The 14,180-nt window shown below is 60.5% G+C and carries 10 protein-coding genes and 3 pseudogenes; 3 read left to right on the forward strand and 10 right to left on the reverse strand.

Features of this window, described 5'->3' with window-relative positions:
* Positions 1-13 precede the first annotated feature (13 nt).
* The 8 genes and pseudogenes from ABLV54_RS17215 to dapF all read right to left on the reverse strand — a co-directional run bounded on the left by ABLV54_RS17215 (position 14) and on the right by dapF (position 8,276).
* Entirely contained in the window at positions 14-793 is a 780-nt protein-coding gene (locus ABLV54_RS17215) for an amino acid ABC transporter ATP-binding protein (protein WP_032453069.1), read from the reverse strand.
* Complete coding sequence (locus ABLV54_RS17220) at positions 777-1,703, reverse strand: amino acid ABC transporter permease (protein ID WP_226563973.1); 927 nt, start codon at positions 1,701-1,703, stop codon at positions 777-779. Before ABLV54_RS17220 ends, ABLV54_RS17215 begins: the two co-directional genes overlap by 17 nt.
* Before the next feature lie 9 nt (positions 1,704-1,712).
* Positions 1,713-2,222: a GNAT family N-acetyltransferase gene (locus ABLV54_RS17225; RefSeq protein ID WP_004202731.1), complete on the reverse strand. Its 510-nt coding sequence runs from the start codon at positions 2,220-2,222 to the stop codon at positions 1,713-1,715.
* A gap of 11 nt (positions 2,223-2,233) precedes the next feature.
* Positions 2,234-4,497, reverse strand: a pseudogene (locus ABLV54_RS17230) (NtaA/DmoA family FMN-dependent monooxygenase).
* Between the two features lie 24 nt (positions 4,498-4,521).
* Entirely contained in the window at positions 4,522-5,643 is a 1,122-nt protein-coding gene (locus ABLV54_RS17235) for a M20 peptidase aminoacylase family protein (protein ID WP_087827039.1), read from the reverse strand.
* A complete protein-coding gene (locus ABLV54_RS17240; RefSeq protein ID WP_023289878.1) occupies positions 5,633-6,640 on the reverse strand; it encodes an MsnO8 family LLM class oxidoreductase in 1,008 nt (335 codons plus the stop codon). Before ABLV54_RS17240 ends, ABLV54_RS17235 begins: the two co-directional genes overlap by 11 nt.
* Before the next feature lie 91 nt (positions 6,641-6,731).
* Positions 6,732-7,283 (reverse strand): (d)CMP kinase, encoded by a 552-nt coding sequence (locus ABLV54_RS17245; RefSeq protein ID WP_044523492.1) that lies wholly within the window; start codon positions 7,281-7,283, stop codon positions 6,732-6,734.
* 126 nt (positions 7,284-7,409) lie between these two features.
* Positions 7,410-8,276: a diaminopimelate epimerase gene (dapF, locus tag ABLV54_RS17250; RefSeq protein ID WP_226563971.1), complete on the reverse strand. Its 867-nt coding sequence runs from the start codon at positions 8,274-8,276 to the stop codon at positions 7,410-7,412.
* 155 nt (positions 8,277-8,431) lie between these two features.
* On the opposite strand from dapF, the pseudogene ABLV54_RS17255 reads away from it, so the two are divergent.
* Positions 8,432-8,548: pseudogene (locus ABLV54_RS17255) on the forward strand (LysR family transcriptional regulator); the annotation flags it as partial.
* 320 nt (positions 8,549-8,868) lie between these two features.
* The gene (gene ansP, locus ABLV54_RS17260; protein ID WP_023289881.1) at positions 8,869-10,323 is read left to right on the forward strand and encodes an L-asparagine permease; all 1,455 of its coding nucleotides are present in this window, start codon (positions 8,869-8,871) and stop codon (positions 10,321-10,323) included.
* Positions 10,324-10,373: 50 nt separating this feature from the next.
* Here the strand turns inward: ansP and ABLV54_RS17265 are convergent, their stop codons facing one another.
* On the reverse strand, positions 10,374-10,595 hold the full coding sequence (locus ABLV54_RS17265) for a YgdI/YgdR family lipoprotein (protein WP_002906779.1): 222 nt from the start codon (positions 10,593-10,595) through the stop codon (positions 10,374-10,376).
* Positions 10,596-10,742: 147 nt separating this feature from the next.
* A complete protein-coding gene (locus ABLV54_RS17270) occupies positions 10,743-11,804 on the reverse strand; it encodes a YncE family protein (RefSeq protein WP_032453078.1) in 1,062 nt (353 codons plus the stop codon).
* Positions 11,805-12,061: 257 nt separating this feature from the next.
* On the opposite strand from ABLV54_RS17270, the pseudogene pqqU reads away from it, so the two are divergent.
* Positions 12,062-14,167: pseudogene (gene pqqU, locus ABLV54_RS17275) on the forward strand (TonB-dependent receptor PqqU).
* Positions 14,168-14,180 lie beyond the last annotated feature (13 nt).

A 14,180-nucleotide genomic window follows, 5' to 3' on the forward strand; every position in this document is an offset into this window, starting at 1 on the left:
GCTATCGCTCTGTTCATGACGGCAGCACCCTGGATAAAAACTGCCGGGTACGCGGATGCTGCGGATGGTTGAGCACCTCGTCGCTGCTGCCCTGCTCGACGATCCTGCCGTCGACCATAAACACCACCTGGTCGGCCACCTCGCGGGCAAAGCCAACCTCGTGGGTGACCACCACCAGCGTGGTGCCAGAGCGCGCCAGCTTCTTGATCACATCCAGCACCTCGCCCACCAGCTCCGGATCCAGCGCCGAGGTGGGCTCATCAAACAGGATAACCCGCGGGTCCAGCGCCAGCGCCCGGGCTATGGCGATACGCTGCTGCTGGCCGCCGGAGAGATGCCGCGACCAGGCGTCGGCTTTATTGCGCAGTCCGACGACGTCCAGCAGCTCCCAGGCACGGGCAATGGCTTCTTTGCGCGTGACCTGCCTGTGGGCGATCGGCGCCTCTATCAGGTTCTCCAGCACCGTCAGGTGCGGAAACAGGTTAAAGTTCTGGAACACGTAGCCGACGTTGATCCGCTGGCGGAGGATCTCCTTCTCTTTCATCTCATACAGCTTGTCGCCTTTGCGGCGATAGCCAATATAGTCGCCATCAATCTGAATAAACCCCTCATCGACGCGCTCGAGGTGATTAATGGTGCGCAGCAGCGTGGACTTGCCCGAACCGGAAGGGCCGAGGATCACCGTCACCGTGCCCGGAGGGATCTCCAGCGACACATCGTCCAGCGCCTTGTGGCGGCCATAGTATTTGCTGACCCCGGTGATAGAGATATGGCCATTACGAGAGCTGGGCATGGACGGCCTCCTGGGGCTGTGGTTGACGTGCGGGTTGATTCAGACGGCTGCCGCGGGCGCTGTTCACCGCCGAGCGGCGCTCACTGCGCGCCAGGCCACGTTCCACCAGGTACTGAATGGCGGAGAGGACGCTGGTGATCGCCAGATACCAGGCGGCGCCGACCATCAACAGCGGGATCACCTCCTGGGTACGGTTGTAGATCATCTGGATGGTGTAGAACAGCTCCGGCATCGCCAGGACGTACACCATCGCCGTTCCTTTCGCCAGACTGATGATCTCATTGAAGCCGGATGGCAGGATGGTGCGCAGCGCCTGCGGCAGAATAATGCGCAGCGTGCGTCGCCAGGCGGGTAGCCCCAGCGCGGCGGCGGCTTCATACTGCCCGTGGTCAACGCCGAGGAACCCGCCGCGAATAATCTCCGCGGTATAGGCGCTCTGCACCAGGGTCAGGCCCACCACCGCCGTGGAGAATTGCCCCAGCACGTTTATCGTCTGGTAGCTTGCCCAGGTGACGTCGGTAAACGGGATCCCCAGCGACAGGGTGTCGTAGAGATAGGAGAAGTTGTAGAGAATGATCAGCACGACAATCAGCGGCAGCGAGCGAAACAGCCAGATATAGCCCCAGGCGAGGCTGCTGAGCAGCCACGATGAGGACAAGCGGGCCAGCGCCAGCAGGCCGCCGAAGATCACGCTCAGCATCGTGCCAAGCAGGGTCAGAAGCAGGGTTTGCCCCAGCCCTTCGAGGATCACCGGGTCGAAGAACCAGCGGGCGAAGACGCCCCACTCCCAGCGCGGGTTAAAGGCCACCGACTGGATCACCACCGCCAGCACCAGCAGGGCCACCAGGGCCCCGACTACCCGCAGCGGATAGCGCGCCGGCACCACTTTGATCGTTTCAGATGAATGCATCATGCCTCCTCAGGCGCTGTGGCTGAAGGCGCTCACCGCCAGCGCTTTAGTGAACCGCAGTCGGCCATCGTATGGCGGCTGACTGTACTCTTCGGGGTCTCGCGCGAGGTCGAACTGCGCCTCATACCCCTGGCTGAGATAGAGTTTGACAGCCTCCGGCTGACGAAAGCCGGTGGTCAGGTAGATATGGCTGTACCCGGCCAGCACCGCCCGCCGCTCCAGCTCCTGAACCACTTTCGCCGCCAGCCCCTGCTGGCGCAGACGGCGGTGCGTCCAGATACGTTTGATCTCTGCGGTGTGGCGATCCTTCGGCTTATAAGCGCCGGTGGCGATAATTTCGCCCTCACGCTCAAGGACTATAAACAGCCCCTGCGGCGGCAAATACCACTCGCTCAACTCCACTTCCGCATCGCGGGAAAAATAGTCACCGTAGCGGGCGGCGTATTCGGCAAACAGCCCGCTAATAATCGGCTGCAGCTCCGGTGCGTCCGGAGAAATATCGCGGAATGCTTCGCTCATCGCGCCTCCTGTCAGTCGCCCAGTCCGGGCGGGTTGATCTCCGATTGCGGAATGCTTTCCACTCCCTCTCCCCAGCGGTTAAGCACGTTGGCGTAGTCCCCGCTGGCGATAGCGCCGTTCAGCGCCGCCTGGACGGCATTCACCAGCCCGCTGTCTTTTTTCAGCGTCACCGCGATATGCGCCGCTTTCGGCCAGCCGCCGTCAACGCTGCCCACCAGTTTGGTTTTGCCGGTCAGCGCCGCCTTCCACGCGCCAATCACATTGGGGCCGAAAAAGGCATCGGCTCGTCCGGTCTGCAGCGCCAGAGTCTGGGCGGCATCATCCTTGGTGTAGACCGGGGTAAACGGCTTCAGCCCTTTTTTGACGTTCTCCGCGTTCCACGCCAGCAGGATCGCCTCCTGGTTGGTACCGGAGCCGACGATAATCTTCAGCCCGGCGATGTCTTCCGCCTTGTCAATCTTGTTCAGCGGACTGCTGCTTTTGACGTAGAAGCCCAGCGAGTCTTTGCGGTAGGTAGCGAAATCGAACTTCTCTTTCCGCGCTTTGGTGACGGTAATATTGCTGATCGCGGCATCATATTTGCCGGAGGTAACCCCCAGCGGCCAGTCTTCCCAGGAGGTGGGAACCACGTTCACCTCCAGCCCGAGACTCTCCGCCACCAGCCGGGCGATATCCGCCTCGCTGCCGAGCAGGGTTTTGTTGTCATCGGCGAAGACCGTCAGCGGCGGTGAGTTCAGGGCCGCCACCGCGACGGTAAATTTCCCCGGCACCGCCAGATGCAGATCTTTCGGCAACAGGGCAATGGCCTGCGGGTTTTTCGCTGTGTGAATGGGCGTTTTGTTGGCCTCAAGGCTTACCCCGGTGCCATTGATCTTGACGTCCTGTGCCCACGACGAGGCGCTAAATGCCAACGCGACGGCCAGCAAGAGTGTTGTTTTCTGCATAGCGTGATTCTCTTTTCTTATTTTTGGAATTGATTAGCGGGTAGCGCCAGTCCCAGACTTTCCCGCAGGGTGGCGCCCGGATAGTCGCGACGGAACAGGCCGCGCGCCTGTAACAGAGGCACCACCTCATCCACAAAGCGCGGAAAGGTTTCCGGCGTGCCGCCCTGAATAATGAAGCCGTCCGCCGCGCGCTGTTCGAACCACAGTTGCAGGCCGTCGGCGACATCGCTGGCGGTGCCGGTAAAGCGCGGACGCGGGCTCGCTGCCTCCAGGGCCACCTGGCGCAGGGTTAATCCGCGCTCGCGGGCGTGACGTTTAATCTCGTCGGTGGTACTGCGGAAGCTGTTTTGCCCGAGGTCGCCAATATCCGGGAACGGTTCATCGAGCGGATACTGCGAAAAATCATGGTGTTCGAAATACCGCCCCAGATAGTTCAGCGCATCCTCGATGGAGACCAGCGCCGCGGTGGTCTGGTACTGGCGCTCCGCGTCTTCGGCGTCATCGCCGACAATGACGCTGACGCCCTGGAAAATATGCAGCTGATCCGGGGTGCGCTGCCAGGCCGCCAGCTGGCTTTTCACGTCCTGATAAAATGCCTGCGCCTCGGCCAGCGATTCCTGATGGGTAAAAATGGCATCGGCGTGGCGTGCGGCTAATTTTTTGCCGTCGTCCGACGCGCCAGCCTGGAAAATAATCGGTCGTCCCTGCGGCGTGCGGGCAATATTCAGCGGTCCGGCCACTTTAAAGAAATCGCCGTGATGATCGAGCGTATGCAGCTTATTTTTGTCAAAGAACTGACCGGTCGCTTTATTGCGCACAAAGGCATCTTCTTCCCACGAATCCCACAAGCCTTTCACCACCTGCAGATATTCATCGGCAATGCGATAGCGCAGCGCATGATCCGGATGCTGGGCCCGGGAGAAGTTTTTCGCTGATCCTTCCAGCGGCGAAGTGACCACGTTCCAGCCCGCCCGCCCCTGGCTTAAATGGTCGAGGCTGGCGAACTGGCGGGCGGTGGTAAACGGCTCGCTGTACGAAGTGGATAAGGTCCCCACCAGCCCCAGCCGCCGGGTGACTGCGGCCAGCGCGGAAAGCACCGTTAAAGGTTCGAAGCGATTTAAAAAATGAGGAATCGATTTTTCATTAATATATAAACCGTCGGCGACAAAAATAAAATCCAGTTTTCCCGCTTCCGCTTTTAACGCCGTCTCTGTAACAAAATCAAAATTAATACTGGCGTCCGCTTGCGCCGCCGGATGACGCCAGGCGGACATATTTCCCGATGCGCCATGTAATATCGTCCCCAGACGCAATTGTCGATTTTCAGACATAGCTACCCCTTCCCCTGTCATCCATTAAATGTGTTGTAATGCCTGCTCCGCCAGACGGGCGAAATAGTGCGCTGCGGGTGCAATAAGCCGTTCGTCCGGATTAAATGCCGGATGGTGCAGACCATATTCGCTGGCGCTGCCGATACTGACGAACGCCCCGGGAATATGCTGAAGATAGACCGCAAAATCTTCACCACCGAGATGCAGATCGGCGTGGTGGGTGCGGTACCCGGCCTGGGCCGCTACCTCGCTGGCGAAGTCGGCCCAGCGGGCGTCATTGACCAGCGCCGTCGGGCCGGCATACCAGAAGACGTCAATCTGCGCGCCAAAGGCGCTGGCGAAACCGGCCGCAATCTCGCTGACCCGGGCCTTGACCCGCTGCTGCACTTCACTGCTGTGGGTGCGCAACGTCCCCTCCAGCTCGACGCTCTCCGGCAGCACGTTCCAGGTATTGCCTCCCTGGATCCGCGTCACGCTGAGCACCACCGAGTCGAGGGTGTTCACTTCCCGGCTGGCCACGCTCTGCAGCACCGTCACCAGCTGGCTGGCCAGCAGGATCGCATCCTTGCCTTCATGGGGGCGGGCGGCATGCGCCCCCTTCCCGGTCACTTTGAAGACGAAGCGGTCGACGTTGGCGTAGAACGCGCCGCCACGGGTGGCAAATTCCCCCACCGCCAGGCCGGGCTCATTGTGCATGCCAAAGATCGCCGACACCTCCTCCAGCGCCCCGGCGCGGATCAGGGTTTTCGCCCCGCCGAAATTTTCTTCCGCCGGCTGGAACAGGATCCGCACCCGCCCCGGGAGTTCCGCTTCCCGATCCTTCAGCAGCAGCGCCGCTCCCAGCATTACGCTGGTGTGAATATCGTGCCCGCAGGCATGCATCACCCCTTGATTCTGCGAGCGGTAAGGCAGACCGGTCGCCTCCTCGATGGGCAACGCGTCGATATCCGCCCGCAGGGCTATCACCTTGTCGCCGCTGCCGACTTCGGCCACCAGCCCGGTTTTCAGATCGTAGGGCAGCAGGGTCAACCCGCCGCTTTGCAGCCAGTCGCGGATCCGCGCAGTGGTGGCCACCTCCTGCAGGGAGAGCTCCGGGTTCTGGTGCAGCTCGCGTCGCCAGCTAATCAGTTGTTGTTCAAAGGACATTCAGCACCGCCTTGCCGTAGTGAGCCTGCGCCAGCAGGCGCAGGGAGCGCAGGCGCGCAGGCCCGTCGCTAATGGGGGTATCAATGATGAGTTCATCCAGCTGATCTTCCGCCTGCAGCGCGTCCAGCCGGGCTTTCACCTCTTCGGGGGTACCCGATATCAGCGAAGATTCGCGGCGGGCGATACGGGTGGGACGGCTACCGGCCTGGCGGGCAAAGGCAACGGCCTGCGCCTCACTGCCGACGGTCACCCGCTGGCCGTTCTCCAGCTCAACGCCCCACGCCTCCACCTGCTGCGCCAGCGCGGCGGCGGTAGCGGGATCGTCGGCGACCACCACCTGCACGGCGACAATCGCCTCGCGCGGGCTCAGCTCGCGCCAGCGGTTGAGCACCGTGCGGCGCAGCGCGCTGTCGCCATTGAGATGGGCGGCAAAGACAAAGTTCCAGTCAAGGCGGGCCGCCAGTTCAGCACTCTCCAGGCTGGCGCCGAGCAGAAAACCGTCTGCCCGGCGCGGCGGGATCGGCGTGGCGCGCAGGCTCTCTTCCCCTCCGGGCTCAGTCAGCGACAGCCAGTTATCCAGCTGCGCCAGCTGGTCGGCAAAGGCGCCTTTCTCCTCCTGATGCAGGCCCTGCTGCAGCGCGCGGGTGGAGAGCGGCAGGCCGCCAGGCGCCTTGCCGACCCCGAGATCGATGCGGCCCGGCGCGAGGGCGGCCAGCAGGTTGAAGTTTTCCGCGACCTTATAGGGGCTATAGTGCTGGAGCATGACGCCGCCGGACCCGAGGCGGATCCGCCGGGTGTGGCCCAGCAGCCAGGCGATAACCAGCTCCGGCGAGGGGCTCGCCAGCTGATCGGTATTATGGTGTTCGGCGACCCAGAAGCGGTGATAGCCCCAGGCTTCGGCGTGTTGCGCCAGCGTTAATGTACGCGCCAGCGCCTGCGCGGCGGTTTCCCCGGCGGCAAGCGGACTTTTATCCAGGATACTGATTCGATAAGACATTTCGCAGGCTCATATGAAAGTACGTGCCTGCATTATTAAAATCTCTGCTAACTATTGAGAAACAATTAATTCACATGTGTACTGCTGAAAATTAGATATGCCCGCCTGACCGCTGCGCTTCCAGCTCGCGGAGCAGCGCCTCGGCCTGCCGCGGACTGCGCAGCCGGACGAAGCGAATATGACGATATTGCGGATCCTGCATATCGGCCAGATAGCGTCGGCGATTCTGCCGCCAGGTTTTCAGCGTCCAGAGGATGATGGATTCCCGGCTGCAGAACGAACGGCGGAAACTCTCGCGGTTGCCGGTGCCCGGCCACAGCTCCTGACGGCGCCACGCCCGGCTCGCGGCCCGCCACACCGCCTGGCGCAGCGTGCGCCAGAGGCCATAATCCAGCCAGATCACCAGATCCACCTCGCGCCATTTGACCCCGCGGCTGCGATTGTAGTTGCCATCCAATACCCAGCCCGGGGTGGCCGTCGCGGCGGCAATGGCGGCGAAAAACGCCTCATCCGGCGCGCCCTGCCAGTTCGGCCGCCAGTACAGGCGATCCAGTTCGATGCACGGCAGCCCCAGCCTGTGCGCCAGGCGACGAGCCAGGGTGGATTTGCCTGAGCCGCTGGTGCCGACCACGTTGATGTTCATCTCTGTTTCTCCCTGGTAGCCATTCCCGTTGTTCGCCGCCTTTGCCCGGATGGGAAAAGGCAGTATGTACAGCCGCTTACGAAAGCAAGCGAAAGGCAAAAAATTTCCGGCTGATCGCCCCACCTGTCATCCCGCGCCAGTGGAGATAGCGCCGCCGCCGACAAAGCAGTCTTTATCCAGCGTCAGGCTGGCGATCTTATGCACCGGGCCTCGCATACAGACCTGAAAATCCGCGCCGAAGGTGATGCGCAGCTGGCCGCCTGGCATGTTGACCTCCACCCGATCGTCCACCTTCCCTAACCGGCGCATGGCGCTGGCCGCCGCGCAGCTGCTGCTCCCGGAGGCCATCGTAAACCCGGCGCCCCGCTCCCAGATACCAATCTTCAGCGTATGGCGATCGACAACCTCCACGAACTGCACATTGCAGCGTTTGGGGAACAAAGGATGATGTTCAATTTGCGGCCCTAAGCGATGAACCTGTTCCAGGTCGAGCTTATCCACGAGGACAACGCAGTGGGGATTGCCCATAGAGACCAGCACGACGGACAGTGTTTCATCCGCCAGCGGCAAGGGATAATTCACCGCCTCGGGCAAATTCACCAGGGCGGGTAACGCCGCCGGATTGAAATTCGCCCGCCCCATGTCGACGCTAATCTGATGAAAATCGCTCTCCACGGTGCAATAGACGTCTCCGCCCGCCGTGTGCACTAAAAAGGGCTCATGCCCGACACGACCGATATCAAACAGATAGCGCGCATAGATCCGTAGCCCATTCCCGCTTTTCTCCGCCTCGGAGCCGTCCGGATTGATAATACGCAGCGTGGGGTGGGTTCGATCGCCGCTGTCGATCAGGAGACCATCAGACCCGACGCCATAGTGGCGATGGCACAGAATTCGAATATGCTCGTTGCTCAGCTGGTCGGCAACGGCGCGATGGCATACCAGGTAATCATTACCCAGTCCGTGATATTTATGAAAGTGCAAGGGGGGCATTGTGTAGGTCGCCTGGCGCTACGGGTATGTTTTTCCATCTTACAATACCTGCCCCGGCAGAATGAATTAAACAATAAGGGTTAACCGCTCTGTTCATTCTGCTCCCCTGCAGGCATCACGCTTCCTCCGCCTGCGCGGCGCCGTGACCGACGCGGAAGCCATTTATGCTGGAATAACCGGATATTAACATCAAAATCACTGATGATAATGGCTAAAAAATGGTCGTGGATGACCGGTTAAACGCCCGGCTGCGACCCGGCGAGCAGGTGGCCATCGCCCGTGGCTAACGGATGCAGAAGCAGCGAACTGCGCCTCCGCCGTCCCCTGACAACCTCGCGCTTACCCCAGTCGACGCCAGCATACCAGCGCTTTCATTCTGTTGCGGGAAACTCTGCGACGCTGATCTCATTGATAAATCTGTCAAATGCTATCGGTAAATGTTTTAGGTGCGTAACTATTAGGTTACGTGTAGGATTCAGCGCCATGTCTGAGCTTATCTCCTACGTCAGAATGATGAGAAAGCCAGCATAATGTGCCAGCCGTCCTCCACGCCGGCTGCAAACATGGGCATTGACAGGAAACTGATACATCAATGAATACGAAACACGACACTGCAGCGGAGCACCATGCTGCAAAACGCCACTGGCTCAACTCACATGAAGCGGGTTATCACAAAGCGATGGGCAACCGTCAGGTACAGATGATCGCCATCGGCGGCGCCATCGGTACCGGTTTGTTCCTCGGCGCCGGGGCACGTTTACAAATGGCAGGGCCAGCGCTCGCACTGGTCTATCTGGTCTGCGGCATCTTCTCTTTCTTTATTCTTCGCGCCCTCGGCGAACTGGTTCTCCACCGCCCCTCGAGCGGCAGCTTCGTCTCCTATGCCAGGGAATTCCTCGGCGAAAAGGCCGCCTACGTGGCCGGCTGGATGTACTTCGTTAACTGGGCAATGACCGGGATCGTCGATATCACCGCCGTGGCGCTGTATATGCACTACTGGGGCGCGTTTGGCGATGTGCCGCAGTGGGTCTTCGCCCTCGGCGCGCTGGCCATCGTCGGCACCATGAACATGATCGGCGTGAAGTGGTTCGCCGAGATGGAGTTCTGGTTCGCGCTGGTCAAAGTGCTGGCGATCGTCGCGTTTCTCGTGGTTGGCACCATTTTCCTCGGCTCCGGTAAGCCGCTGGACGGTAATGCCACCGGCTTCCACCTGATCACCGATAACGGCGGCTTCTTCCCGCACGGCCTTCTGCCGGCGCTGGTGCTGGTGCAGGGCGTGGTCTTCGCCTTCGCCTCCATTGAACTGGTGGGCACCGCGGCCGGTGAGTGTAAGGATCCGGAGACGATGGTGCCGAAGGCCATCAACAGCGTGATCTGGCGTATCGGCCTGTTCTACGTCGGGTCGGTGGTGCTGCTGGTGCTGCTGCTGCCGTGGAACGCCTACCAGGCGGGACAGAGCCCGTTCGTTACCTTCTTCTCAAAACTGGGCGTACCGTATATCGGCAGCGTGATGAACATCGTGGTGTTAACCGCCGCCCTCTCCAGCCTCAACTCCGGCCTCTACAGCACCGGGCGTATTCTGCGCTCCATGTCGATGGGGGGCTCCGCGCCGAAGTTCATGTCGAAGATGAGCCGTCACCACGTCCCTTACGCCGGGATCCTGGCGACGCTGGCGGTGTACGTGGTCGGGGTGTTCCTCAACTATCTGGTGCCGTCGCAGGTGTTTGAGATCGTCCTCAACATCGCTTCGCTGGGGATCATTGCATCCTGGGGCTTCATCGTGGTGTGTCAGATGCGTCTGCGCAAAGCGATTAAGGAAGGAAAAGCGGCTCAGGTGAGCTTCAGAATGCCAGGGGCGCCGTTCACCTCCTGGCTGACGCTGCTGTTCCTGTTTAGCGTACTGGTGCTGATGGCCTTCGATTATCCGAACGGCACCTATACCATTGGCTCCATCCCGTTGCTGGCGGTGCTGCTGGTGGCGGGCTGGTTTGGCGTGCGTAAGCGCGTGCATGCGATTCACAGCACAGCGCCGACGCTCAAGCAGTAAATGGCAGGACTCCCGGTTTGTCCATCGCGGGCAAACCGGGAGGTCAGGACTTAGTTATCCTCAACCAGCTGCGACACGTCGCTGCTGTTAATTTCCCGCTTATTACCAGACTCATCGATATAGCTGGTCATCCCCGTTTCTTTATCCAGCTGCGGCTTGCCGTGGGTGACGATCGTCTGACCGCTTTTGGTGGTCATAACGTAGTTGGACGAACAGCCTGCCAGCAGCGCCAGCATCGCGCCGGCGCAAATCACCATGAATGGTTTTTTCATTTTATCTCCACTGATTACCACTGCCCGCGCGAGGCGGGAAAGCGATAAGTGTATAACCTTCAGGTTTATCAGGCCAATACGCGTTTGTAACAGAGGGTGAGATGCCGGGCGCAACCACCGGTAGCAATGGTCGTCGCGCCCGGGACCTTACAGGGCGATGCGGATCACGTCGTCCGGCGCCGTGGCCTCTTTCTCACGGCTGGATGCTTGTTTCACGCTGACGTACAGCGTTTTGCCGTCATCAGAGAGCGCCAGGCTGTTGGGATGGGTCGGCGTTTTAAAGGTCTTCACCACCTTATAGCTCTTGCCGTCGATAACGCTCACTTCCCCCGCCTTACGGTGCGTCACATAGGCTTCATTGCGGGTGGGGTTAAACAGCACCGCCAGCGATTCCGGCGCGGTGATTTTCTCCAGCACTTTGCCGTCGCGGGTATCGACCACCAGCACTTCCGGCTGCTTGCTGTCGGTAATAAAGGCGCGGTGACCGGCGGTATCGAGGCTCAGGTTAAGGTAGAAATGCGCCTTGCCGTCATCCAGCAATTTTTTGCGCGACACAATGGTGTTGCTCTCGCTGTCGATGGTCAGCAGTTCGCCGTCAGCATTGGTGGTATAAAGGCGTTTCGCCTGCGGATCGATCGCCAGGCCGGTGGCCATCGCCCCGGTGCCGGTAATCGTCGTTTTCAGCTTCAGGGTAGCGCCATCCACCACCCAAATCACGCTCTCTTTGCCCAGACCGGTAATGTAGATAGTGTTGGTCTGCTCATTGACCGCCAGCTCGCGCGGCTGCAGCGGGCGCACGGTTTCACTGCGCTGACGCTCGTCCAGCACCAGTCGCCCCTTCACAGCGCCGGTTTTGGCGTCAATGGCGGTGACGGTGCTGTCGACGGTATTACCAAACCACAGCGTACCGGTGGCATGGTTGATAGCGGCGCCAAACGGCTTCAGATCGTTGTGAATAATCTGCGTCACGTCGAGGGTGGTGGGGTCAAGACGATAAACAATCCCCCCTTTGTCCAGCGAACGACTTTGCGAAGTGGCGACCCACAGCGCGTTCTCCTGCTGGCTGTAGGCCATTTCGTAGGCCCCTTTCCCGACGGCCTTGCGCAGCATCTCTTCCGCGGCGTGGGCGCTAAAGCTGCCTGCCAGCAGCAGAGAAGTGAATAACAGTGAATGGCGCAGACGCGGCGCGGCAAACTGACGTAATGACATGACGACTCCCTTTGATAAACCTGTATGTGCTGACCCGACATCGCTTCCGGCGGCAAAGTCATAGCTCTGCCTTATTTTGAATGCGAATAGTAATCATTAATTATCTCAAAGTGGAGCGCTAATTGTTGTTGCCCGGTAAATTCGTCAGCCTGGAGCACTATCCGTTAACCAACGGCAGTTAATAATTTTTAAATATTTTACAAACGGGGTAACATATATACATATGTTCCATTTGGTTCGTCTCCCGAGTACTATCGATGAAAATCCTATCCGTGCGACACGCGGCCCTGCCGGCCCTGCTGCTGCCGCTCATCGCCGCCGCCCAGGCCGCCGATGAACAAACCATGGTGGTGACCGCTGCGCCAACCACTGTTTCTGAACTGGATACCCCCGCCGCCGTCAGCGTGGTCAATGGGGATGAGATGCGCCAGGCCGCGCCGCGCGTCAACCTCTCTGAATCGCTGGGCGCCGTGCCGGGCCTGCAGGTGCAGAACCGACAAAACTATGCCCAGGATCTGCAGTTGTCGATTCGCGGCTTTGGCTCCCGCTCTACCTACGGCGTGCGCGGGCTGCGCATCTATGTGGACGGCATCCCGGCGACCATGCCCGACGGCCAGGGGCAGACCTCCAATATCGATATCGGTAGCGTCGACACCCTCGAGGTGCTGTGCGGCCCCTTCTCTGCCCTCTACGGTAACTCGTCCGGCGGGGTGATCAATGTCACCAGCCAGACCGGCACCCAGCCGCCCACCGTGGAAGCCAGCAGTTACTATGGCAGCTTCGGCACCTGGCACTATGGGATGAAAGCCACCGGCGCCGTTGGCGACGGCAGCCACGCAGGCGATGTGGATTACACGGTGTCGACTAACCGCTTCACCACCCATGGCTATCGCGATCACAGCGGCGCGCGCAAAAATCTGGCCAACGCCCGGCTGGGGGTGCGCATCAACGACGTCAGTAAGCTGACGCTGCTGCTGAATAGTGTTGATATCAAAGCCAATGACGCCGGCGGCTTAACCGCCGATGAATGGCGCGATAACCCGCGCCAGTCGCCGCGCGGCGACCAGTATAATACCCGCAAGGATACCCGGCAGACCCAGGCTGGCCTGCGCTACGAGCGTCAGCTGAGCGACCAGGACGATCTCAGCGTCATGATGTACGCCGGGGAACGCGAAACCACCCAGTACCAGTCGATCCCGCGCGCGCCGCAGCTGAAGCCGAGCCATGCCGGCGGGGTGATCGACCTCACCCGCCACTACCAGGGGATCGATACCCGGCTGACCCATCGCGGCGAGCTGCTGGTGCCGGTCACCCTGACCGCCGGTCTTGACTACGAGAACATGAGCGAGCGCCGCAAGGGCTATGAAAACTTTGTGATGGTCAACGGCGCGCCGCAGTATGGCGAATAGGGCGCGCTACGCCGTAACGAACGTAACCTGATGTGGAACGTCGACCCTTACCTGCAAACCCAGTGGCAGCTCACCGACAAACTTTCGCTCGATGCCGGGGTGCGCTACAGCTCGGTATGGTTCGACTCGAATGATTACTACATCACCCCAGGCAATGGCGACGACAGCGGCGATGCCAGCTATCACAAATGGCTGCCCGCAGGCTCGCTGAAGTATGCCCTGACCGACGCCTGGAACGTCTACCTCTCCGCTGGCCGCGGCTTCGAGACGCCGACCATTAACGAGCTGTCATACCGCGCCGATAACCAGAGCGGTCTCAACTTCGGCCTGAAGCCCTCCACCAACGACACGGTGGAGATCGGCAGCAAGACGCGGATTGGCAATGGGTTGCTCACCGCCGCCCTGTTCCAGACCGATACCGATAATGAGATCGTGGTCGACAGCAGCAGCGGCGGGCGCACCAGCTATAAAAACGCCGGCAAGACCCGTCGTCAGGGGATGGAGCTGGGACTGGATCAGCAGTTTGGCGAGAGCTGGCGCCTGAAGGCGGCCTGGACATGGCTTGATGCGACCTATCGCACCAACGTCTGCGGCGACGCCAGCTGCAACGGCAACCGTATTCCGGGGATCGCGCGCAATATGGGTTACGCCTCCTTCGGCTATCAGCCGGAGCAGGGCTGGTACGCCGGGAGCGATATTCGCTACATGAGCGACATCATGGCGAATGACGAAAACACCGCCAAAGCCCCTTCCTGGACGGTGGTCGGCCTGACGACCGGCTATAAGTGGAGCTATGGCAGGATGGATATGGATCTGTTCGGCCGGGTCGACAACCTGTTCGACCGCGAATACGTCGGGTCCGTCATCGTTAACGAGTCCAACGGACGCTACTACGAGCCCGCGCCGGGACGCAACTACGGTATCGGGCTGAACCTCGCCTGGCGCTTCGAGTAACGCCCGGCTTCGC

This window comes from Klebsiella sp. JB_Kp042, from assembly GCF_040065275.1.
GTDB lineage: Bacteria > Pseudomonadota > Gammaproteobacteria > Enterobacterales > Enterobacteriaceae > Klebsiella > Klebsiella quasipneumoniae.